Source organism: Roseibium sediminis, from assembly GCF_008711325.1.
Classification (GTDB): domain Bacteria; phylum Pseudomonadota; class Alphaproteobacteria; order Rhizobiales; family Stappiaceae; genus Roseibium; species Roseibium sediminis.
In genome coordinates, this window is record NZ_VXDB01000012.1 from 58679 (window position 1) to 80174 (window position 21496).

A 21496-nucleotide genomic window follows, 5' to 3' on the forward strand; every position below is an offset into this window, starting at 1 on the left:
GATTGTCTGATTGTCGCAGCAGGTGAAGCGTGCTGCGTTTTTAGAAATTCACGATCTGGCGGCGATCTTGTTCTGCGCGGTTTTCTTCAAGGATTTCTCCTACGCGGTCGCCGACGAGATCCAGTCCGAGCATGAGGTTCTCGATCCCGGCAGCTGACGGGCTCGGAGAATAGGGCAGCTCGGCCAAGGCTTCTGCCATCAGAACTGGATCGGGGTACTTGTCGATCGGTAGAACCTTCAGGAGGCCGCGTTCTTCGGCGCATGCCGCGCGGATGGCCTGTTCGCGGCGCGGAATGATGCGCGGGACCATCAATGTCGGCTTGTCGAAGGACAGGATCTCGCAAAACGTATTGTAGCCTCCCATGCCGACAATTGCTCTGGCGCTGGCAAGATAGGGCTCGATCTGCGGCGTGAAACGCAGGATTTCAACATCGCGAAGGTGTTCGGCGCGTTCGGTGAACTGCGACACGGCTGCTGCCGGCATGAACGGACCAAGAATGATGAGCGCGGGAAACAAGGGGCGCTTGCGGGCTTCGTAGGCACGCATCACCCAGTCGACCAGCTCAACACCGTCACCGCCGCCGCCGGGCGTCACGAGAATGTAGGGTTGCTCGCCAAAGGGTTCGGGCAGCGGAGCGTTTTCCGCGTTCTCGGGCATGTGGCGACGCAGATACCCGGTGTAACGGATCTTGTCGGGAACATTTTCCGGCAGCTTGATGCCTTCCACCGGATTGCACATGTCTTGTGGGCCATAGACCCAGATCTCGTCATACAGGTCCCGAAGGGCCGGCATGACGTTCTTGCGTTCCCACTCCTGACGGAGAATTTCCGGATCATCCATGACATCGCGCAGGCCGAGCACCAGTTTTGTCTTGGTGTTCTTGAGGGCTTCCAGCGTGCCCAGAACCTCGCCACGCAGGCCAAGTGGTTCCTTGTCGACGATGAAGATATCCGGCTCGAACACCTTGGCGGTGTGCTCGATGATCGACGATCGGATTTCCAGCGTGTGCTCGATGTTCAAATGCAGCGAAAGGGGTGTGTATTCCCCGTCGCGCAGCTTGATGACACCGGGAATGCGGACAAAATCAACGCGCGAGCGAAACTCGAAGCTGCCGATGATCGGCGAGCCGGACAGGATCAGGACGGACAGGTCATCGTATGTTTTCACCAGAGAATGCGCGATTGCCCGGCAGCGGCGAAGATGCCCCAGGCCGAAGGAATCGTGGCTGTAAATCAGAATCTTTGGTGACTTTGAACGCATACGTCGATCTGGAACTTTTAAGAGTGTGCCGCCTTATGCCCCGATACATGACTTTTTGCCATGCCTTTTTCAGCATTTGCACGGCGTACCCTTTCAAATGTCGTCGAAGGCGTCAATGGCGGATCGGTAACAGTTTCACAAACGTGGCTGGTGAAATTGAATTGATTAGTTAATATTGCCGTTCTGAATCGTGGCAATGCCCGCACAGTTACAGTCCGGACGGCATAATGGAAAAAAATCTTTTCAGCTTTATTTGGAAGTTCAGTGCGCGGCAGCAAATATTCATACTACTTATCACAGTATTATCATATCCTGTCACATACATACTACTAGAGCTTCCGAAGCTTATCGTAAACGATGCAGTGCAGGGTGACGGATTTCCAAGAGCTGTCCTTTCGGTAGAATTGGATCAAATCTCCTATCTCGTGTTCCTTTGCTTCTCGTTTTTGGGCCTAGTCATTTTGTCTAACGGCCTGAAACTTTACATCAATATCTACAAGGGACGGCTGGGTGAGCGGATGCTCCGACGCCTGCGTTTTGAACTCTTTCAGCGGGTTCTCCGGTTCCGCCTTCCGCATTTCAGGAAAATCAGCTCCGGTGAAATCATTCCGATGATCACGTCCGAGGTGGAGGATGTGGGCGGTTTCATCGGCGAGGCCTTTGCCCTTCCTGCCTATCAGGGCGGGATGCTGGTTGTGCAGCTTGGCTTCATCTTCATGCAGGATCCGCTCTTGGGTCTTGCGGCTGTCAGCTCTTACCCGATCCAGGGCTACATTATCCCGAAGCTGCAGAAGAAGGTGGTGCTGCTGTCCCGGATGAGGGTCAAGAATGTCCGCCTGATCGCCGACAAGGTGGGCGAGAGCATTACCGGTGTTCCGGAAATTCACGCAAACGATGCCTCCGCGTGGCACTCTGCCGACCTGTCTGATCGCTTGTACGAGAATTTCAAGATCCGCTACGAGATCTTCAATCGGAAGTTCTTCATCAAGTTCCTGAATAACTTCATGAACCAGCTGACACCGTTCTTCTTCTACCTGATCGGCGGTTATCTGGTCATCGAGGGCGACCTGAGTATCGGCGCGCTGCTTGCGGTCATCGCAGCCTACAAGGACCTTGCCGGTCCGTGGAAGGAGCTGCTTGCCTATTACCAGATGACGGCAGACGTTTCGGTCAAGTACCAGACGGTGGTGGAGAACTTCGATCCGGCGGACATCTATCCGGTCGAGCGTCTTGTTGAGGATGCGTCACAGGAGCTGAAGGGCGATATCGTTCTCGGCAATGTGACCTTCTCGGGCGGCGCTGCGGGGCAGGAGGTGTTCGATGCATCGCTGACGATACCAGAAGGGCGAAGTTATGCGATTGCCGGTCCGGACGGATCGGGAAGGGCGGAGGTCCTGCAACTTGCAGCGGGGCTTGTCAGCCCGTCTTCCGGTCGCGTGGAAATCGGCGGCGTCAATCTCGACAAACTTTCTGAATCCACCCTCGGGCGCGAGATCGCCTATGTGGGTGGGGCGGTGCATATCTGGACAGGCACCATTCGGGACAATCTCTACTACGGCCTGCGTCATCGCCCGCTTGCCAAGGTCGAGCGTCACGGAGAAGAACTGGCAGATTATCAGCGCCGGATCAGCGAAGCCCACGAGACGAAAAACCCGACCTACGACCTTGCTGCGCATTGGGAGGATTATGCGGCTGCCGGGGTCAGTGGTCCGGATGAGCTCGACGAAAAAGCTCTCTCGCTGCTGACGGCTGTAGGACTGGATGCCGATATTTATCGCCTTGGTCTGCAGTCGCGCTTTGACCCGACCATGGATGACGAGCTGGCAGACCGCATCCTGTCGGTTCGAGGGACATTGGCAGAGAGGATTGCCGGTGATCCGAATCTGGCCAATCTCGTTGAGCTGTGGAACCAGAACAATTTCAATGCCAGTGCGACCCTTGCGGAGAACCTCTTCTTTGCGGTGCCGACGGACCCGGAAGTTGGCATGGACAACATCCCGGACATGCCGGAGGTGAAGACGTTCCTGTCCGACACGGGACTGGACGCGAAACTGCAGGAAATCGGCTTGAAGATCGCCGAGACCATGGTCGAGCTGTTCGCAAACGTTTCCGGCGACAGCGGACTTCTCGGGACGTATTCCTTCATCAATCAGGAGGATCTGCCGGAGTTCGACAGGATTGTTCGAGTGGCACGTTCAGGAAATCAGCGGCCCGGACTTTCCGCCAGTGACAAGTCTCGCCTCGTTGCGCTGGCCTTCAAGCTGGTTCCTGCAAGGCATCGTCTTGGCATCGCGACGGACGAGCTGAAGTCTGAAATCATCACAGCTCGCCGTCAGTTCCTGGATTCAGTCGTTGGCAGCAGCAAGAACTTTGTGGCGATCGATCCGAACACCTATCTGCCGCCGTTGACGATTGAGGACAATCTCCTCTTTGGCCGGGCTCGTGTTGACCGCCGCGATGCGCGTCAACGCATTGATCAGGTGATCCGCTCGATGGTCGAGGAGATGAACCTGCGCGAGCCGATCATGTATGCGGGCTTTGATTATCATGTTGGCGTTGCCGGTTCGCGCCTGTCTGCCGGTCAGCGTCGCCGTCTGGCACTCGTGCGGGCGCTGCTGAAGAACGCGCGTATCACCATCCTTGATGATGTGGCGACCGGGCTCAACGATGAGGACAAGGCGCTTCGGGAAGCGCTTCGCAAGCTGCTGGCCGGACGGACATTCCTCTTCGGGGCGCCAAACGAAGAGCTTGGGGCCGAATTCGATGCTTATGCCCTGTTCGATCAGGGGCGGGTGTCATCAACTCATCGTAATCAGGCTTGAGAAGACGAAGCTTAAGTGCTTTGGTGAATAAAAAAGGCGGACGCATTTTGAAGCTTGGCGAATGCAGCACCCGCCGGGAGGTAAGTAAATGACATTGGAAGCTGAAGTCGAGGCCCTGCGGCGCGTACCGCTGTTTCGCGGCATCGATGAAACCAAGCTGCGGTTGCTGGCGTTTATCAGTGACCGGACGGAGTATCAGCAGGGCGAACGGCTTTGTTCTCAAGGAGAACCCGGTGACAGCGCCTTCATCATTCTCAAAGGCAAGGCAGACGTTCTGGTGAACACGCCGGAAGGCGAAAAAACCGTTGCCCAGGTTGGTGAAAACAACATCGTCGGCGAGATTGCGATCCTGTGCGACGTTCCACGAACCGCAAGCCTGATCGCATCGACGGAAATGGATGTTTTAACCGTTTCCAAAGATGACTTCTTGAAACTGCTTAAAGAGTTTCCCGATATATCATTGGAGGTCATGCGTACGCTTGCCCTCCGTCTGGAGCGTACAACGCGGGATCTTGCTGCGGCCCAGAAGTGATTTGTCGGCCTGCGCAAAGGGAGGGTAGCGTGGGAGAAAGCAGAAGTGTCTTGCCGGGGACGTGAGGAATGGTGAGTGGTTGACGAGTTTTGGGTGAAGTTCTGGGGTGTACGCGGGTCGACTCCTACGCCGGGTGAGAGCACACTTCGGTATGGCGGGGAGACGAGCTGCCTCGAAATCCGTGCAGGCGCTTCAAGGCTCCTCGTCGATTGCGGCTCCGGTGCCCGAAACCTTGGTCTTGGAATGTGCCAGCAGAAAACCGCCGGCGATTTCGACTTGCTTCTGACCCACACTCATCTCGATCATATATGCGGGCTGCCATTCTTCTGGCCGGCCTTTGATCCAAATTCGGCGATCCGCGCCTGGGCTGGTCATTTTGAAGATGATGCCTTCACCCTGCCAGACATTGTCAGCCGGATCATGTCGCCACCAGTCTTTCCGCTTTCGGCAAAGACCCTGAAGGCTCTCTCCTTCAACGATTTCAAGGCTGGTGAAGACCTTTCCTTCGGCAAAGGCCTCTCTGTGCGAACCATGCGCCTCAATCATCCGGGCGGAGCCTGCGGTTACCGGATCGAATACGGTGGCAAGGTGATTTGCGTCATCACGGATCACGAGCATGGTAATGCGGACATCGATGCCAAGCTTCCCGCCTTTGTGCAAGGGGCGGATGTCATGGTCTATGACGCCATGTATACGGATGCGGAATACGAGACCTATATCGGCTGGGGGCACTCCACCTGGCAGAAGGCGGTGGAGCTTGCGAAAGCCGCAAATGTAAAGGTTCCGGTGCTTTTCCATCATGACCCACGCAGAACCGATGATGAGCTGGATGAGATCGGGCGGGAAGCAGACAAGGCCTATCCCGGCACCCTCGTTGCCCGCGAAGGATTGGTTCTCATTCCCTGAAACTGCTCACGACCGATCACATGTCGGCTAGCGGCCTTGTTCTCGCCGGCAGTTAGCTGCACATCTACCGTACAGGATATCTGGCCATAGGGTCCAGCCGAAGTGCCAGCAGGCAGGGTAGAATGAAGCGCATCACCGAATGGCTGAAATACATACTTCGTGGCGGTCCGCCCGAAACCGGTATTCCAGCTCGCGTGCGCGCAGAAATCCGGGCCCGCGAAAATGCCTCCGAGCGGCTTATCTCCTGGGTACAGCTGGCAATAGTCAGTCTGTTTTCTTCGCTCTATCTTTTGGCACCAAGAGCCGAGGGTGGGGACGGTTTCAACTTCGTGCCCATTGCGCTTGCCGCGTATTTCGCCTTCACCGTCCTGCGGCTTGCTTTGTCCTACCGGTTCGAGTTGCCCGAATGGTTCCTGCTTTTGTCAATCGGCGTTGACATGGCGCTGTTGGTCGGACTGATATTCTCGTTTCACATTCAGTACAATCAGCCGCCGACCTTTTATCTCAAGACGCCGACCCTGATGTATGTGTTCATCTTCATCGGTTTGCGCGCGTTGCGCTTTGATCCGCGGTTTGTTCTTACGACGGGGTTAGTGGCGGTGGCCGGTTGGCTCGGCTTGGTATCCTATGCCGTAATGGGTGATACGGGTGGGATGCACATCACTCGCAACTACGTTGAATATCTTACGAAAAACAGCGTTCTGATCGGTGCAGAACTCGACAAGACGGTTGTCATCCTGACCGTGACCATTGTGCTGTCTGCGGCGCTGTTTCGGGCACGGGAACTGCTTTTTTCGTCCATTCGCGAACATGCGGCGGTGATGGATCTGAAGCGCTTTTTTGCACCGGAAGTGGCTGCCTCGATCACCGATGCGGATGTCGCTCTCAAGGCCGGGCAAGGCATGGTTCGTGATGCGGCGATCCTCTATGTCGATATTCGCGGCTTCACCAACACGGCGGACCAGTTGCCGCCAGATCGCGTGATGCAAATTCTGGCGACCTATCAGGACACGGCCCTTGCGATTATCAGGTCGCATGGCGGGCGGGTCGACAAGTTTCTTGGCGACGGCATTCTTGCCACCTTTGGGGCCGTTCATCCGTCCGAGACCTATGCTGCTGATGCACTCAAGGCAGCGCAGGCATTGGTGAGCGAGTTGCAGCTGTGCTGTAACAAGTTCACGGATCTTGGTTGGCCGAGAGATTTTGAGGTCGGGACGGCTTGCGCCGCCGGACCGGTGACCGTTGGCGTGGTTGGTTCTGCTGACCGGCTGGAATTCACGGTCATCGGCGACGCCGTCAACCGGGCGGCAAAGCTCGAGGATGCCAACAAGGCAGAGAAATCCCGGGTTCTGACGGATGCGACGACCTTCGAACTGGCGCTTAGTCAGGGCTATGACGGGGTGACGGGAGAACGCCGTGCAATGCGACCCGTCTCCGGTCTGCGCCAGCCCCTGGACCTGCAGGTGCTGGCATAAGCCAGCACTCTTTTGCAGACCGTTCCCCTCAAAAGACTTGACCGGACAGCTGTTTTTCGTCACTTTCGCAGAAGCGAATGACGTTTTCGTCAATTGGATTTAAAAAGTCATTATTTTAAAATGACTTGTATTTGTATGGGGCTCGGAAATGCAACTTGGAAATGACATCTCTGCCGTTGTGACCGGTGGTGCATCCGGTCTTGGCGCGGCAACCGCTCGCATGCTGGCTGCAGAAGGCGTCAAGGTGACGTTGTTCGATCGCGATGCCGATGGTGGCGCTGCGGTTGCCTCCGAAATCGGTGGCCTCTTTGTCTCCGTTGATGTGACCGATCAGGCAAGCGTAGAGGCTGGGTTTGCGTCGGCTCGCGCCGCACACGGCCAGGAGCGGATTCTGGTCAACTGTGCGGGCATTGCCCCGGTTGCCAAGACAACCTCTCGCGGCGAACCGCACCCGATGGACATGTTCACCAAGGTCATCGAGGTCAATCTTATCGGCACCTTCCGCTGCATTGCGATTGCGTCAACCGGCATGGCAGCGCTTGATCCTGTCACAGAAGATGGTGGACGGGGTGTCATTGTCTCCACAGCCTCGGTTGCCGCGTTTGACGGCCAGATCGGGCAGGTTGCCTATGCCGCCTCGAAGGCGGGTGTTGCCGGAATGACCCTTCCGGTGGCTCGGGATCTTTCCAGAAGCGGCATTCGGGTCATGACCATTGCGCCGGGCACATTCGAGACCCCGATGCTGATGGGGCTGCCGCAGGAAGTCCGTGACTCTCTCGGCCAGCAGGTTCCGTTCCCCTCACGTCTTGGCAGAGCAACGGAATATGCCAAGATGGTGCGGGCAATCATCGACAATGACATGTTGAACGGCGAAACCATCCGTCTCGATGGGGCCATCCGCATGGCACCGCGGTAACAGGCCGAATAGACCATTGCCATTGCTGGCCCTTCCTGCAATTCTGGCGGCAATCGCCGGATAGAATTCAGGAAGCACATGAAAACCAACAAGATAGGCCAAATCGGGCGGGGCAGACTTGCCAGCCTTGCGGCTTTCATCCTGTTGGCGTTCGGTCTGTTGAGCAATGTGGGCGCAACTGCACGGGCGGAGACCGTGACCGTCTTTGCTGCCGCCAGCCTGAAAAACGCTCTTGAAGAGATTGCCGCCGGGTTCACAGCTGATACTGGCGTTGATGTTCGCTTCTCATTTGCAGGTTCATCCGCACTGGCCCGCCAGATCGAGCAGGGGGCTCCGTCCCAGATTTTCATTTCTGCCAATTCTGACTGGATGGACCGGCTGGAGCGTGACGGCTTCCTCGTTCCTGAAAGCAGGTTTGATCTTGCCGGGAACAGGCTGGTACTTGTGAGCGGGGAAGCAGCGGGTGATCCGGTCGAGATCACGACCGACTTCGATCTTGCAGGCAGGCTCGGCAGTGGACGGCTGGCAATGGGGCTGATTGATGCGGTTCCGGCCGGGATCTACGGCAAGGCCGCACTGGAACATCTTGGATTATGGGAGGGCGTTGCGGCGCGGGTGGCGCAGTCCGATAATGTGCGCTCTGCCCTTGCTTTGGTGGCGCTTGGGGCGGCTCCCTTCGGGATCGTTTACGAGACCGACGCCATCGTTGAACCTCGGGTTCAGGTAGTCGGCGTGTTCCCGCAGGACAGTCATCCGCCGATCCTATATCCCGCAGCACAGATCAAGGGCCCGCAGATCGCGTCGGGCGCTGCGTTTCTTGCGTATTTGAAGGGCGCAGAAGCGCAGGGACTTTTGCAAAAGCACGGGTTTTTGCCTGCAATAGAGGCCGCCGCAAGATGACGCTGAGCCCTGAAGAATGGCAGGCGGTAGCCTTGTCCCTGAAAGTCGCTTTCTGGGCGACGCTCTTCAGCCTGCCGTTTGCTGTCTTCGTTGCTTATGCGCTCGCCCGCTGGACCTTTCCCGGTCGCCAGCTTCTCAATGGTCTGGTGCATCTGCCGTTAATCTTGCCGCCTGTCGTCACCGGTTATCTGCTGCTGCTCACTTTCTCCCCTCGGGCGCCGGTCGGGGCGTTTCTGGGCGAGTTGGGCATTGTGTTTGCCTTCCGCTGGACCGGAGCGGCTCTTGCTGCGGCGATCATGGCCTTTCCCTTGATGGTTCGGGCCATTCGCCTGTCGCTGGAAAGCGTTGATATGCGGCTGGAACAGGCCAGCGCAACGCTGGGTGCATCCCCGTTCTGGGTGTTTGCCACGGTCACGCTCCCGCTGACACTACCGGGCATTCTGGCTGGCGGCATTCTGGCCTTTGCCAAAGCCATGGGCGAGTTCGGGGCGACGATCACCTTTGTGTCGAACATTCCTGGTGAAACACAGACATTGCCGACGGCGATTTATGCCTTTTTGCAGGTGCCGGGTGGTGAAAGTTCCGCGCTTCGGCTGGTCATCCTGTCGGTTATTGTCTCCATGGGCGCGCTGGTTGCCTCCGAAATCCTGTCGCGGCGGATAACCCGTCGCATGGAGGGCGCATGACCCTCAGCGTTTCCATGAAACAACAGCTCGGCCACTTGGCCCTTGATCTTGCCTTTGAAGCGCCGGTCGGCATCACGGTGCTTTTTGGCCGCTCCGGTTCCGGCAAGACAACCATCGTCAACACGGTTGCCGGACTCCTGACGCCGGAGACCGGTCGGATTTGCGTTCAGGACAGGGTGCTTCTGGATACGAAGTCGGGCGAGAACCTGCCGCCGCACAAGCGCCGCCTTGGCTATATCTTTCAGGAAGGACGCCTGTTTCCGCACCTGAACGTGCGCCAGAACCTCACCTATGGGCGCTGGATGGCCAAGGCACCTGCAGACAGGTCAGAGTTTGACCGGATTGTCGAGATGCTCGGTATCGGGGAGCTTCTGGAAAGGCGACCCGCAACACTTTCGGGCGGGGAAAAGCAGCGCGTGGGCATTGGCCGTGCGCTTTTGGCGAACCCCAGTCTGATCCTTGCAGATGAGCCACTGGCGTCTCTCGACGAAGAGCGCAAACAGGAAATCCTGCCATTTTTCGAACGTCTGCGGGATGAGGTCTCCATCCCGATCCTTTACGTGAGCCACTCGGCCGCGGAGGTTGCCCGTCTCGCGACAACGGTCGTGGCATTGGACAATGGAAAGGTGGCGCGGCAGGGCCCTGCAGTCGAGGTTCTGGGTGACCCGATGGTAACGCCAACCGGCGCGCGGGCAGCAGGCGCGCTGATCGAGGCCGTTGTCGTCATGCACCACGCTGACGGCCTGACGGAGCTTGAGGTGGGCGGCGTGCGTCTCTTGCTGCCACGGGTCTCGGCTGAGCCGGGATCGCGGCTCCGGGTGCGTATTCCCGCGCAAGAGGTCATTCTTTCCCGTCAAGCGCCAACGGGCCTGTCCGCACTGAATATCCTGCCGGGAACCGTGGAAACCATCCGCGGCGGCGACGGACCGGGTGCACTTGTCTCCGTCAAAACGCCCGCAGGCTCAATCCTTGCCCGCGTCACCCGCCGCTCCACCGCCGCCCTCAACCTTCAGGTCGGCGGCACCGTCCATGCCATCGTCAAGACCCTCGCCATTGCTCCGGAAGATGTGGGCCGGTGAGGGGAGAATCTTTTACTTTCGGGAGTATTTGATCTTTCCGTAGGGATGCGAGGTGATCAAATGGGGCTCCTGAGGATTGCTAAAGGATATGTACTGGCCTGTGCAGCTGTCAGTGGATGCATCGTGCTTTTTGGTATGTTCGCATTATTTTTTTCAAATCCGGAAGAAATAAACTGGGATCGGAAATTTGTTGGGTTCCTCGCTGTTTTATTGCCTTGGTTATTGATTTCTGCAGTTGTATTTGTTGTGAATTTAATCCCGTTTGCCTTGTTTAGCGCAGTAAGTGAATTTTTCGGCCAGAGAGGGCTGCTATTTCATCTTTTGGGGGGAGGCTTTGTAACACTTTGCACGTATCAGATATTTGAGCAGAAGATCCCTATTCTGTTCCTCGTTAGCTGTGGTGTTGTCGGAAGCTTCACTTACTGGCGTGCCTCGGGCCGCCATGCCGGACAGGGTCTGAATTTGGTCTCAAAGGAGACTGCCGCCCAATTTCTTTCTATGCGCCGACTGGAAGATGGCGAGGCGAACGAAATTCCGGATAAAGACTAAACTACGAGGTGGTGCCTATAGGCTGCTTCACCACGATTTCACCGAATTACACCAGATCGTCGAGATCGACGGATAAGGCTTCAGCAAGCCTTTTAAGAACAGAAACCTTTCCTTCCTTCTTGCCTGTTTCAAGTTCGGAGAGATAGGGGGGGCTGATCCCAGCAGCTTTTGCCAGCGCTTTTGCGCTCAAGCCGCGATGCTCTCGCCAGACCCGGATCGGGTTCTCGGCATCGATCAGTCGGGCTACGACCTCTGCGGGTACGAGTTCTTCCTGACCACTCGCCAGCCCGGCCCTCGTTTTTTGCGCTTCGGCGATATCAGAGGCATCAATCAAGGCCTCATACTCGGCAAGTGGCAGCACCACCAGTGTTTCGCCGCTGGGGCTTGTGATTGTCTGCAATGAAGGGATCTTATTCATAGACATTTCCACGCGCGCCAATCTTCAGGATTCTGAGGACGTTGCCGTCTTCATCGAAAATGATCCGCCAGTCTGCAACGCGCAGCCGCAGAAATGGCGATCCCTTCAGATGTTTAACATTGCCTGCAAGGCTCTCCGGGTCCTTCGCATATTGTTCCACCTTGGACATAATGCGTTTGGCCTCCGGGACAGGTATTTTGCGAAGGGTCTTGAATGCTGATTTGCTATAAGCAATCTTTTTCATCTGCTAGAATAGCATTTTGCTAAGTTCGGTTCAATGGGCTCGCCAGCAAGATGCTGTCAACGCGCGTGGGAAGGTTGGCTCACAGCTTCCTGAGCAGGGCCGGGGTCGGCCAGGCGTCTGCGGGGAGGCCGAGTTTTTTCTGGACGTCCTGAACGGCGGCGCGTGTGCCGGAGCCGAGAATGCCGTCGATCTTGCCAACGTCATAGCCCATGGCGCGCAGTTTGGTCTGAAGCTGCTTCATCTGGGCGTCATCCAGCCCTGCTTCCGGATTGCCGGTGTTGTAGACCGGCGCGCCGCCAAGGCGCGTGGCGAAATAGGCTGCCGTCGTCGTGTAGACGAAGGACTGGTTCCATTTCAGATAGATTTCGTAGTTCGGATAGGCGAGGAAGGCTGGTCCCTTGCGACCCTGCGGCAGGATCAGCGAGGCGGGCAGGTCCGTGCGCAGCTTGCCTGAGCGGGCTGAAACGCCAAGGCGTGCCCAGTCGGCAACCGGCATGGATGTGTCGAGGCCGGTCTTGCTCCAGTCCAGATTGCCGGGAACCGTGACTTCCTGCAGCCACGGATCGCCGCGCCGCCAGCCAAGGTTCTGGATGAAGGCGCCAGCGGTCAGGATCGCGTCCTCGGCGCTGTCCTTCAGGGTGACATGGCCATCGCCATTGCCGTCCTTGCCGAACTTGATGATGTCCTCTGGGAGCATTTGCACCATGCCGATTTCCCCGGCCCAGGCGCCCGTGGTGCGGCGCGGGTCAAGGTCGCCATGCTGGACCATCTCGATGGCGGCAATCAGCTGAGGACGGAAGAGTTCCGGGCGGCGGCAGTCATGGGCAAGGGTTGCCAGCGCATTGACGGTGTTGAAGTCGCCTTGCACCGCGCCATAGTCGGTCTCCAGCGCCCAGAAGGCGGTGATCACCGGAGCGGGGACGCCATATTCCTTTTCGGTCCGTGCGAAGATGGCGTTGTATTTCTTCATGTTCTTTGCGCCGTGCTGCATCCGGTGGCCGGAGATCACGCGCTGGGAAAAGTCGATGAACGGCATCTTGAAGACACCCTGCGAGCGATCGCGCGCCAGAACGTTCTTGTCAATCTGTGCGCCGGACAGGGTTGCATCCGCTGCCTTTTCCGACAGCCCCCTGGAGAGGGCTTCCTGTTTCACTCCGGCAAGAAACTGCCGGAAATCGCCTCCGCATTGCTGGGCAGCAGCGGGCGCGGCGGTGATGAAGGCGGTGAGGGAAATGGCAGTCAGAAGGCGGGCAGAAAGAAGCATGAGAATCCCTGTGTGTCAGGTCGTCGAAATCGGGTTCAGTTGACTGGTTTGAAGACGCAAGGTCAACCGGCGACTGGCAGAAAGACTTGGTGCCATTTGGAAAGGTCGAGGGCTCATGGGCATCCGGCTTGTGACGATCCAGCGCGAATGTTGCCCGTCCCAGGCTCCCGCAGTCCTGGCGTATTATACCCGGCCGACGATCCGCAGTCGCTACGAGGTTGGCCGGGCAGAGGCGCCGGAAAGGTTGCCGATGCGTCGCCCTGAATGCAGATCTGGTAAGCCATGTCGTACATGGCCTGCCACCCGCCGGGTAGGGAGCCGAGATTGTTCAAAACGCCTAGCGCTCCGCCAACGCGGGCACCGCGTTCAGCGCCGCTTGGACCTTCCCATTCGCCGCCGGCAACCGCTCCCGCTATTCCGCCGCGAACCGTGTCACCTACGAGATCGCCGTTCACATAGCTGTTGGCATAGTCGGTCGCATAGACGACGCAGTCGGTGCCATCTGCTTTGGCTGAGACAGGTATGAGAAAGAGAAGTACAGCGAGGAGGGTGACGGAACGCATCAGGCCCTCACAGCCTAGCCGTTCTGGTCGACAAAACGCTTGCCGACATAGCCTTCCTGGCCGTCGTAACGAATTGAGCACCACCAATTGTCACAGGAATTGACCTGAACAGAGCTTCCGGCGGGAACCACTCCCAGTATTTCGGAACCGTTTTCTGCCGATCGGCGAATATTGACTGATGACACGATGGTGCCATTTGCGCCGGACGAGGAGGGCAGGGATGCGGTGGCGCGTACTGGCTCTGGCGCCGGTGCAGGCACTGTTTTGACAACCGGGATTGCTGAGGTGGTTTCCACCTTGACCGGGGTTTCCGGTTTTGCGGAGAGAACTTCGACAACATCAGGCTGGCTTGCGGTCTGTTTCGCATATCCCAGCGCAGATGATTTGGCGTCCGCGCTGGCCGTGTCGGAATTCCTTCTGATCGAGCTGGTGATCAGGGGAGCCGCTTGGGATGATGCCAGGTTCGTCTCTTGCGGTGGTGTTGCCGTGCGCTGCGCAGCTTTGGTTGCTTGCGCGAGGGCCTCTTGCTGCAACTGCTCCGCAAGAGAAGACGAACTCGTTGCAACGGTGCTGAATATGTCGCCGAAACGGTCTGACGGGGAACCGGTCGTCTCCGGCACCACATTGGCTGGTGAAATCTGCGCGAGATCCTGAACCGAACGGGTGATTTCGGTTAGCGGGCGATTGGGCGAGACTTCGGCCACTTCACTCTGCTCGGTGGTCGAGCGAGACAGGTAGAACGAAAAACCCGTTCCGAACATGACAAGGGCAAGTGCCGTCAGAAGAAGCGGGCGTGTCAGGCTGGCGAGGCCCTGTGTGCGGTGGTCTGCAGAATCTGCGGTCCATACAGGGCGAGGTTTTTCACCGCTGCGAAACTGGTCGGACAGCTCGTCCAGTTCGACCACAACATCCGCGTCGTCGGCCCAGCGGATCTGGGCTCTGCCAACGGGGGTGCGGCTTTGAAAGCGGGAGTTTCTTGGACGGGAGGTCGGAGAACGATCGGATGAGTCGGGGCGCGGCGCAGTCATGGTGTCAGCCGGTGTCGCGGTACCGGTTTGCGCAGATGTATTTCTGGATGGCTCACGAACATTCAACATACCGGCCTTCCAAACGCCTCCCACAAACAGAACCCGATCTCTCCTCCAAAGGGGACAGGCTCAAATACGACGAGCACACATTCGTGTGATCAAATATGGTCAAGAATGGGGCATGAGCACGTTGAGTTTTCTGATTTTGTTTCTTCTCAACATGTTTGTCAAAACTTCTCGTTCCGCGTGCAAAATTTCCCACACATTCCCAGTGCGTGTCTTAATGCGAAGTTGGCTAAAACAAAAGCCGAAAGTGCAAAACATTTGGGACTTAACAGCTTCAATATTTTATGCTTAAAATAAATTTGGCGGGATTTTACGACCCTGACCCAACTATAAGTTAAGTCGCAGAATGATTCAGTCCGGCAACAACCGGTCTATGAGAGGGGAGAACATCCATGAAGAAAGTCCTGTCGGCTCTCGCAGCTACCACGATCCTTTGCAGCGCATCTGCTGCCTCTGCGGAGAGCCTAAAAATCGGTTTTCTCGCAACGCTTTCGGGCCCACCGGCAGTTCTGGGCCAGCACATGCGCGACGGTTTCCTTTTGGGAGTGAAGGAAAACGACGGAAAGCTGGGTGGTCTGGATACGGAAGTTCTTGTTGTCGATGACGAGTTGAAGCCGGATGCGGCCCTGACGAAGGTGCAGGGGCTTTTGGAACGCGACAAGGTCGACATGATGGCCGGCGTGGTGTTCTCCAATGTCATGATGGCCGTTTACAAGCCGGTCATCGAAGCCGAGACGATCTTCATTGGCGCAAATGCCGGTCCTTCGCCGATCGCAGGCAAAGGCTGCAGCCCGTATTTCTTCTCTACGTCTTGGCAGAACGACCAGAACCACGAAGTCATGGGCAAGTACGCGACCCAAAAGGGCTACAAGCGCGTGGTCGTGATGGCTCCGAACTATCAGGCAGGCAAGGATGCCATTGCCGGGTTCAAGCGCCACTATGAAGGCGAGATTGCCGACGAAGTTTACACAAAGCTCGGTCAGCTCGATTTTTCCGCGGAACTTGCCCGGATCGCCGACACAAAGCCGGATGCAATCTTCACCTTCATGCCGGGCGGCATGGGCGTCAATCTGGTCAAGCAATATGATCAGGCCGGTCTGAAGGAGGGCATTCCGTTCCTGTCCGCCTTCACCGTGGATGAAACCACGCTTCCGGCGACACAGGACACCGCAGTCGGCCTCTTTGCCGGTGCCCAGTGGGCTTCCAACCTCGATAATGCGGCAAATGCCAAGTTTGTCGCTGATTTCAAGGCGGAATACGGCTACGCGCCGTCGCTCTATGCAGCACAAGGCTATGACGCGGCTCGCCTGATTGATGGCGCGCTGGAAAGAACCGGTGGTGACAAAAGCAAGGATGCCCTGATGGCGGCTCTCAAGACGGCCCCGTTTGAAAGCGTTCGCGGCGACTTCTCGTTCAACACCAATCAGTTCCCTGTTCAGGACTTCTATCTCGTGAAGGCCGTCAACAAGGACGGGGCCTATGTGACCGAGGCTGTCGAGAAGGTCTTTGACGACAAGGGCGACGCCTACGCCGAAAGCTGCCGGATGTAACTGACATCCGCCATGGCGGGCGGGGACATCCTGCCCGCCGCTTCGCCCTGATCATTTCCGCCAAAAACGGATGACGTGCCGTGAGCGCAACCCTTCTTGCCGTCCAGACCCTGAACGGCCTACAGCTTGGCGTGCTTTTATTCCTGATCGCTGCAGGCCTGACCCTGGTTTTCGGGGTGATGGATTTCATCAATCTCGCCCATGGCGTCCAGTATATGCTCGGTGCCTATCTGGCTGTTGCTGGATATCAGCTCACCGGGTCGTTCTGGGCAGCTCTCCTGTTCGCCCTTGTCGTTTCATTGCTGGCGGGGCTGGCGCTGGAGTTCCTCGTCTTTCGGCATCTTTATGACAGGGACCATCTCGATCAGGTGCTCGCAACTTTCGGGGTCATCCTGTTTCTGAATGAGGCCGTGAAGGTGATCTGGGGCGCTGCGCCGCTTTCGGTTCCCATACCGGATCTCTTCGACGGCTCCCTGCAGTTGATGGACAATCTGCGCTACCCGGTTTACCGGCTTGCCCTGATTGGCTCCGGCCTCGGTGTCGCCCTGCTGCTTTATGTTCTTGTCACCCGCACCCGGATCGGCATGCTGGTGCGGGCAGGGGCGACCAATCCGGACATGGTTGCTGCTCTCGGGGTCAATATTCGCCGTCTTTTCATGATCGTCTTCGGATTTGGAACGATGCTGGCGGGCTTTGCCGGGATCATGGCCGCGCCGATCCTTTCCGTTGAACCGGGCATGGGGGATAACCTCCTGATCCTCGCCTTTGTGGTGATCGTGATTGGCGGTATCGGTTCCATTCGCGGGGCGTTCATTTCAGCCCTGCTCATTGGTTTGGTGGATACGCTCGGCCGCTCGCTGACCACGGATATCGCACGGCTGCTCTTGCCGCCTGCCGCTGCAAATGACGTTGGCCCCGCCATTGCGTCCATGCTGATCTACATCCTGATGGCCGGAGTCCTGTTCTTCCGCCCGAGCGGTCTGTTTCCGGTGGCACGGTCATGACAGAGCTTTTGAAAAATCGCACCGTTCCGGTTCTGCTCTTCGTCTTGCTTGCGCTGGTGCCGGTCTATGCGAGCCTGTTCGACGACCGTTTCGTCCTGCTTTTTGCAACGCGGATCCTCATTCTGGCTCTGGCCGCGCTCAGCCTCGATTTCATTCTGGGTCTGGGGGCAATGGTCAGCTTTGGCCACGCGGCCTATCTCGGCCTTGGGGCCTACGCCATCGGCATACTGGCGGCGCATGATGTCTGGGAAGCATGGATTTCCTTCCCTGTTGTCATCCTTGTCTCGGCACTCTTTGCGGCTGTTACCGGCGCGATCAGCCTGAAAACGCGGGGCGTCTATTTCATCATGATCACGCTGGCCTTCGGACAGATGGCCTATTACACGGCCACATCCCTGTCGGCCTATGGCGGGGATGATGGCCTGACCATGTGGGGACGCACGGAGTTCTTCGGGACGGACCTTTTTGCCAATGACACGTCCTTTTATCTCGTGGTCTTTGGCATTCTGCTCGGCTCCTATCTCTTTTTGAAACAAGTTGCTGCATCGCGCTTCGGCCGGGTGCTGAAGGGCGCGCGCCAGAACGAGGCACGGCTTAATGCGCTGGGTATCGACCCGTTCAAATACCGGCTGGCAGCCTTTGTGATTGCCGGGGTCATGGCCGGTCTCGCCGGAGCCCTTTTGGCCAACCATGCAGAGTTCGTTTCCCCGGCGTACATGTCCTGGCATCGGTCGGGCGAGCTGATCGTGATGGTGGTTCTGGGCGGTCTCGGCTACCTCCATGGCGCAATCCTCGGGGCGATTGCCTTTCTGGCGCTGGAGGAGATCCTGTCGGGCTATACGGAACATTGGCGGCTGATCTTCGGACCGCTCCTGATCCTCGTAGTGCTTTACGCGCGCGGCGGGATTCTGGGTGCCTTCAAGGGGAGGGGCAAATGACGACACCTGTCCTTGAGCTCAAGGAACTCAACAAGTCCTATGGTGCCCTCCATGTCACGAGAAATGTCTCGATCACGGTCGGACCGGGAGAGATCCATGCCATCATCGGTCCCAATGGCGCGGGCAAGACAACGCTGATCGGCCAGATTTGCGGGGCGCTGCCGTCTGACAGCGGGCGGGTGTTCTTTGCTGGCGAGGACGTGACTGCCCTCCCGGTTGCGAAACGGGCCATGAGGGGGCTGGGCCGGTCTTTCCAGATTACTGCGATCCTTCCCGAGTTTTCCGCGCTGGAAAATGTTGCTCTCGGTGTTCAGGCAAAGGCCGGACATTCGTTCCGTTTCTTCCGCTCCGCTGCAAGGGATGAAGGCCTGAATGAAAAGGCCCGCCAGTGCCTTGATACGGTCGGCCTTCTGGGGCGCGTGGACATTCGCGCTGGCGATCTCAGCCACGGCGAAAAGCGGGTTCTTGAGCTGGCCATAGCATTGGCAGGCCAGCCAAAGGTTCTCCTGCTTGATGAGCCGATGGCGGGGGCAGGGCCGGACGAATCCGCTCGCCTTGTCGATGTGCTTGGTGCTTTGAAGGTCTCCATACCGATGCTGCTCGTGGAACATGACATGGATGCGGTGTTCAAGCTGGCCGACCGGATTTCGGTGTTGGTGTATGGCGAGATCATTGCCTCTGGATCAGTGGAGGAAATTCGCAACAATCCGGCAGTGAAGGAGGCCTATCTCGGCTCGGAGGAGGGCGTATGACCGCTTTGCTGGAAATCGCCGGCCTTCAGGCCGGCTATGGGGAAACGCGGGTTCTCTTCGATGTGAACCTGATGATCATGCCCGGTGAAGTTGTCACTCTGATGGGCCGAAACGGCATGGGCAAGACAACCACGATCCGCAGCTTGATGGGATTGTTGCGACCAACTGCCGGAACGGTGCGTATCAATGGAGCAGACCTTACAGGCAAACCTGCCTATACGGTGGCTCAGGCAGGTCTTGGTCTGGTTCCCGAAGGGCGCCAGATATTCCCCACCCTGTCGGTTGAGGAGAACCTCGTGGCGACCGCCGCCAACAGGGCAGGTGGTATTCCGCGCTGGACCCTGTCGTCCGTCTATGACTTTTTCCCCCGGCTCAACGAGCGGCGAGGCAATCTGGGCAATCAGCTTTCCGGCGGTGAACAGCAGATGCTGGCAATCGGCCGCGCCCTCATGACCAATCCAAACCTGCTCATTCTTGACGAGGCGACCGAGGGACTGGCCCCCATCATCCGGGCGGAAATCTGGGCTTGCCTGAAAAACCTTAAGCAAAGTGGCCAGTCCATCCTGATCGTCGACAAAACCGTATCTGCCCTTGAAAAACTGGCGGATCGTCATGTGGTTTTGGAAAAGGGCGTAACTGTCTGGTCAGGGAACAGTTCCGAGCTGGTCGCCGACCCATCCCTCAAGGAGCGTTACCTGGGAGCCTGAACGGAAGTGACAAGCTTCCGCATGACCTGTATAGACACGAAATTGCTTTGAATTGACGTAGATGCGCTTTTTTCGGCGCGTTGTTTTTTGAGGTTGTTTCATGAAGAAGGTCAGCTACTCGCTCGTCTTGTCTCTTGTCGTATCTGGATTGGTCCCTGCAGGGGCTCTTTCGCTTGAGATGGACACCAACCCTATTCTGGTCGCGCAATCCGATATGCCCGACGAGCTGAAGGTTGCGGAGGAAGAGTACAAGAACGCCCGCAGTGAACTGGGAGACGCTGATCCCCAGACCGCGCAGGCTCTGTTTGCACTTGCCCAGACATTGATCGGGTTCCAGCGGTTTGAAGACGCAGAAGCCCGCAGCCGGGAGCTGCTCGCCCTGTTTGAGCGCCAGTATGGTGCTGATCATCCGAATACCGGCTTTCCGCTCGACTTGCTTGCCACATCCCTTCGCGGTCAGGGCAAGGTGGAAGAGGCCCTGAAGCTCCGTGAAGTGGGGTATGAGCGTCTTGTCGGTCATTTCGGCGCAAGGCACGAAATGGCTCTGCAGCGGGCTCGCTCGCTTGCAATCGACTATGCCGAACTCGGCCGGCTCGAAGACGCGATTACGGTTCTGGATGCGAATATGCCACACGCCATGGCCATCCCGCCGCTTTACGCGAAATATTTGAACACGAAGGCGTTCGTTGCCCGCGAATCCGGTGGGGCGGAAGAGGCCATTCCGGTCATGGAGCAGCTTGTTGCCCTTGGGCGCAAGAGCGGGCAAGACCAAAGTCAGGATTTTGCATCTAACCTTTACAATCTGGCGACGCTGTACCTTGATGCGGACCGGAAACAGGATGCACTCGCCACGTCAAGCGAGGCTGGCATGATTGCTCTTCAGGCTTATGGACCTGAGCATCCAGCAACCCAGCAGATTTTTGCATTTCAGACAGAACTCCGGCAGGGCAAGGAACGCGGTGAGTTCTGAGACGCATGGGTCTGTGACATCGTGTCAGGGACGACTGCCTTCCAACTGATTGGTTTGTCTGGTATGGCGAATCTGCAATCCACGCCCTGATTTATGTTCATATTTTTGTTCTCGTAGATGTATGTATACAATAAACTGCATCAGGAGAGAATCTGTACGAACAGACAGTGAGTAGCTTGAGGGACTTATGACGAAGATCTGTAGTCAATGTGGGGGGGTTACTGCTGTAACTTCTGAAGTCTGCCCGAAATGTGAAGCTTATTTAAAAGGAGGGAAGCGTAATTTTGGCCTCTCGGTCGGCGCCCTGTTTATTTTTGTTATTGCTTTGTTAGTGTCATTTAATTTTGCAAATGTTTCTGAACTGTTCTCGAATGCGTCTCTAAAAGACAACCTCGTAAGTTTTACGATGACGAGCCCGCCGGAGTTCTTTGCCCATGTTTCGGATTACAACGACGGGCAAGGCGCAGCGTCCGTCGTTGCGTATCACGTGAAGCTGCCGGTCGTCGTGCGGAACCGGTCCGATTCGGTGCTGTCCCTGTCGCAAATAGTGGTTTCGGTGAAGGACGGGCGAGCGGAGAAACCGCTAAAGAACTTTCCTGAATATAGTCAGGTAGAAGCAAATTCGACCTTCGCGAGGGACGTCTGGGTGCCGGTGTGGATGTCCAAATACGATCCGGCCGCAAATGGCTGGATTCTGCCGAAGATCGAGTATGGGCAGTCACTCTTCGAGAATTTCGGGAAAGCCGATGTATCGCTTTATGCTGAAGACGAGAGGGGGCGGGGCTTTGAAGTCGGGCAGCAGTCCTTCGAAATCGGCAAGGTGGCACTGCAGGTCATTCCGCAGTGACGCAACGGATGGGACCTAG

General features: G+C 57.3%; 22 protein-coding genes. 16 read left to right on the forward strand and 6 right to left on the reverse strand.

The window, feature by feature from the left end; translation table 11 throughout:
• Positions 1-40: 40 nt before the first annotated feature.
• Entirely contained in the window at positions 41-1261 is a 1221-nt protein-coding gene (locus tag F0155_RS13370; RefSeq protein ID WP_150525030.1) for a glycosyltransferase family protein, read from the reverse strand.
• A gap of 227 nt (positions 1262-1488) precedes the next feature.
• Between F0155_RS13370 and F0155_RS13375 the strand changes: the two genes are divergently transcribed.
• The 9 genes from F0155_RS13375 (at position 1489) to F0155_RS13415 (ending at position 11126) form a co-directional block, all read left to right on the forward strand.
• On the forward strand, positions 1489-4083 hold the full coding sequence (locus F0155_RS13375) for an ATP-binding cassette domain-containing protein (protein WP_150525031.1): 2595 nt from the start codon (positions 1489-1491) through the stop codon (positions 4081-4083).
• An 88-nt stretch (positions 4084-4171) separates the two neighbouring features.
• The gene (locus F0155_RS13380) at positions 4172-4615 is read left to right on the forward strand and encodes a cyclic nucleotide-binding domain-containing protein (protein WP_150525032.1); all 444 of its coding nucleotides are present in this window, start codon (positions 4172-4174) and stop codon (positions 4613-4615) included.
• A gap of 75 nt (positions 4616-4690) precedes the next feature.
• Entirely contained in the window at positions 4691-5521 is an 831-nt protein-coding gene (locus F0155_RS13385; RefSeq protein ID WP_150525033.1) for an MBL fold metallo-hydrolase, read from the forward strand.
• A gap of 122 nt (positions 5522-5643) precedes the next feature.
• The gene (locus tag F0155_RS13390; RefSeq protein ID WP_150525034.1) at positions 5644-6996 is read left to right on the forward strand and encodes an adenylate/guanylate cyclase domain-containing protein; all 1353 of its coding nucleotides are present in this window, start codon (positions 5644-5646) and stop codon (positions 6994-6996) included.
• Positions 6997-7144: 148 nt separating this feature from the next.
• Entirely contained in the window at positions 7145-7912 is a 768-nt protein-coding gene (locus F0155_RS13395; RefSeq protein ID WP_150525035.1) for an SDR family NAD(P)-dependent oxidoreductase, read from the forward strand.
• Positions 7913-7990: 78 nt separating this feature from the next.
• The gene (gene modA / locus F0155_RS13400) at positions 7991-8812 is read left to right on the forward strand and encodes a molybdate ABC transporter substrate-binding protein (protein WP_150525036.1); all 822 of its coding nucleotides are present in this window, start codon (positions 7991-7993) and stop codon (positions 8810-8812) included.
• Complete coding sequence (gene modB, locus F0155_RS13405) at positions 8809-9498, forward strand: molybdate ABC transporter permease subunit (RefSeq protein ID WP_150525037.1); 690 nt, start codon at positions 8809-8811, stop codon at positions 9496-9498. Before modA ends, modB begins: the two co-directional genes overlap by 4 nt.
• On the forward strand, positions 9495-10577 hold the full coding sequence (gene modC, locus F0155_RS13410; RefSeq protein WP_150525038.1) for a molybdenum ABC transporter ATP-binding protein: 1083 nt from the start codon (positions 9495-9497) through the stop codon (positions 10575-10577). The genes modB and modC overlap by 4 nt, the downstream gene beginning before the upstream one ends.
• A 60-nt stretch (positions 10578-10637) precedes the next feature.
• Positions 10638-11126, forward strand: coding sequence for a hypothetical protein (locus F0155_RS13415; RefSeq protein WP_150525039.1), 489 nt, complete (start codon positions 10638-10640; stop codon positions 11124-11126).
• A 46-nt stretch (positions 11127-11172) separates the two neighbouring features.
• On the opposite strand, the gene F0155_RS13420 is transcribed toward F0155_RS13415, so the two are convergent.
• The 5 genes from F0155_RS13420 to F0155_RS13440 form a co-directional block, all read right to left on the reverse strand.
• Positions 11173-11526 (reverse strand): helix-turn-helix domain-containing protein, encoded by a 354-nt coding sequence (locus F0155_RS13420; RefSeq protein WP_150525134.1) that lies wholly within the window; start codon positions 11524-11526, stop codon positions 11173-11175.
• 10 nt (positions 11527-11536) lie between these two features.
• Entirely contained in the window at positions 11537-11788 is a 252-nt protein-coding gene (locus tag F0155_RS13425; RefSeq protein ID WP_150525040.1) for a type II toxin-antitoxin system RelE family toxin, read from the reverse strand.
• 79 nt (positions 11789-11867) lie between these two features.
• Entirely contained in the window at positions 11868-13052 is a 1185-nt protein-coding gene (locus F0155_RS13430; RefSeq protein ID WP_150525041.1) for a lytic murein transglycosylase, read from the reverse strand.
• A gap of 113 nt (positions 13053-13165) precedes the next feature.
• Complete coding sequence (locus F0155_RS13435) at positions 13166-13615, reverse strand: hypothetical protein (protein ID WP_208999270.1); 450 nt, start codon at positions 13613-13615, stop codon at positions 13166-13168.
• A 14-nt stretch (positions 13616-13629) separates the two neighbouring features.
• Positions 13630-14712, reverse strand: a complete 1083-nt coding sequence (locus F0155_RS13440) for an SH3 domain-containing protein (RefSeq protein WP_150525042.1) — start codon at positions 14710-14712, stop codon at positions 13630-13632.
• A 389-nt stretch (positions 14713-15101) separates the two neighbouring features.
• On the opposite strand from F0155_RS13440, the gene F0155_RS13445 reads away from it, so the two are divergent.
• The 7 genes from F0155_RS13445 (at position 15102) to F0155_RS13475 (ending at position 21477) form a co-directional block, all read left to right on the forward strand.
• Complete coding sequence (locus F0155_RS13445; RefSeq protein WP_150525043.1) at positions 15102-16259, forward strand: ABC transporter substrate-binding protein; 1158 nt, start codon at positions 15102-15104, stop codon at positions 16257-16259.
• 80 nt (positions 16260-16339) lie between these two features.
• Positions 16340-17263, forward strand: a complete 924-nt coding sequence (locus tag F0155_RS13450) for a branched-chain amino acid ABC transporter permease (RefSeq protein WP_150525044.1) — start codon at positions 16340-16342, stop codon at positions 17261-17263.
• Complete coding sequence (locus F0155_RS13455) at positions 17260-18201, forward strand: branched-chain amino acid ABC transporter permease (protein ID WP_150525045.1); 942 nt, start codon at positions 17260-17262, stop codon at positions 18199-18201. Before F0155_RS13450 ends, F0155_RS13455 begins: the two co-directional genes overlap by 4 nt.
• Positions 18198-18953: an ABC transporter ATP-binding protein gene (locus tag F0155_RS13460; protein WP_150525046.1), complete on the forward strand. Its 756-nt coding sequence runs from the start codon at positions 18198-18200 to the stop codon at positions 18951-18953. The genes F0155_RS13455 and F0155_RS13460 overlap by 4 nt, the downstream gene beginning before the upstream one ends.
• A complete protein-coding gene (locus F0155_RS13465) occupies positions 18950-19660 on the forward strand; it encodes an ABC transporter ATP-binding protein (protein ID WP_192913813.1) in 711 nt (236 codons plus the stop codon). Before F0155_RS13460 ends, F0155_RS13465 begins: the two co-directional genes overlap by 4 nt.
• Before the next feature lie 100 nt (positions 19661-19760).
• Entirely contained in the window at positions 19761-20630 is an 870-nt protein-coding gene (locus tag F0155_RS13470; protein ID WP_150525047.1) for a tetratricopeptide repeat protein, read from the forward strand.
• Positions 20631-20817: 187 nt separating this feature from the next.
• Positions 20818-21477, forward strand: a complete 660-nt coding sequence (locus tag F0155_RS13475) for a hypothetical protein (protein WP_150525048.1) — start codon at positions 20818-20820, stop codon at positions 21475-21477.
• Positions 21478-21496 lie beyond the last annotated feature (19 nt).

Excerpts from the sequence above, each read along its gene's own strand:
- F0155_RS13370 (WP_150525030.1), bottom strand. The coding sequence starts at position 1,261 with ATGCGTTCAAAGTCACCAAAGATTCTGATTTACAGCCACGATTCCTTC.
- F0155_RS13375 (WP_150525031.1), top strand. The coding sequence starts at position 1,489 with ATGGAAAAAAATCTTTTCAGCTTTATTTGGAAGTTCAGTGCGCGGCAG.
- F0155_RS13380 (WP_150525032.1), top strand. The coding sequence starts at position 4,172 with ATGACATTGGAAGCTGAAGTCGAGGCCCTGCGGCGCGTACCGCTGTTT.
- F0155_RS13390 (WP_150525034.1), top strand. The coding sequence starts at position 5,644 with ATGAAGCGCATCACCGAATGGCTGAAATACATACTTCGTGGCGGTCCG.
- F0155_RS13395 (WP_150525035.1), top strand. The coding sequence starts at position 7,145 with ATGCAACTTGGAAATGACATCTCTGCCGTTGTGACCGGTGGTGCATCC.
- modA (WP_150525036.1), top strand. The coding sequence starts at position 7,991 with ATGAAAACCAACAAGATAGGCCAAATCGGGCGGGGCAGACTTGCCAGC.
- modB (WP_150525037.1), top strand. The coding sequence starts at position 8,809 with ATGACGCTGAGCCCTGAAGAATGGCAGGCGGTAGCCTTGTCCCTGAAA.
- modC (WP_150525038.1), top strand. The coding sequence starts at position 9,495 with ATGACCCTCAGCGTTTCCATGAAACAACAGCTCGGCCACTTGGCCCTT.
- F0155_RS13415 (WP_150525039.1), top strand. The coding sequence starts at position 10,638 with ATGGGGCTCCTGAGGATTGCTAAAGGATATGTACTGGCCTGTGCAGCT.
- F0155_RS13425 (WP_150525040.1), bottom strand. The coding sequence starts at position 11,788 with ATGAAAAAGATTGCTTATAGCAAATCAGCATTCAAGACCCTTCGCAAA.
- F0155_RS13430 (WP_150525041.1), bottom strand. The coding sequence starts at position 13,052 with ATGCTTCTTTCTGCCCGCCTTCTGACTGCCATTTCCCTCACCGCCTTC.
- F0155_RS13435 (WP_208999270.1), bottom strand. The coding sequence starts at position 13,615 with ATGCGTTCCGTCACCCTCCTCGCTGTACTTCTCTTTCTCATACCTGTC.
- F0155_RS13440 (WP_150525042.1), bottom strand. The coding sequence starts at position 14,712 with ATGTTGAATGTTCGTGAGCCATCCAGAAATACATCTGCGCAAACCGGT.
- F0155_RS13445 (WP_150525043.1), top strand. The coding sequence starts at position 15,102 with ATGAAGAAAGTCCTGTCGGCTCTCGCAGCTACCACGATCCTTTGCAGC.
- F0155_RS13455 (WP_150525045.1), top strand. The coding sequence starts at position 17,260 with ATGACAGAGCTTTTGAAAAATCGCACCGTTCCGGTTCTGCTCTTCGTC.
- F0155_RS13460 (WP_150525046.1), top strand. The coding sequence starts at position 18,198 with ATGACGACACCTGTCCTTGAGCTCAAGGAACTCAACAAGTCCTATGGT.
- F0155_RS13465 (WP_192913813.1), top strand. The coding sequence starts at position 18,950 with ATGACCGCTTTGCTGGAAATCGCCGGCCTTCAGGCCGGCTATGGGGAA.
- F0155_RS13470 (WP_150525047.1), top strand. The coding sequence starts at position 19,761 with ATGAAGAAGGTCAGCTACTCGCTCGTCTTGTCTCTTGTCGTATCTGGA.
- F0155_RS13475 (WP_150525048.1), top strand. The coding sequence starts at position 20,818 with ATGACGAAGATCTGTAGTCAATGTGGGGGGGTTACTGCTGTAACTTCT.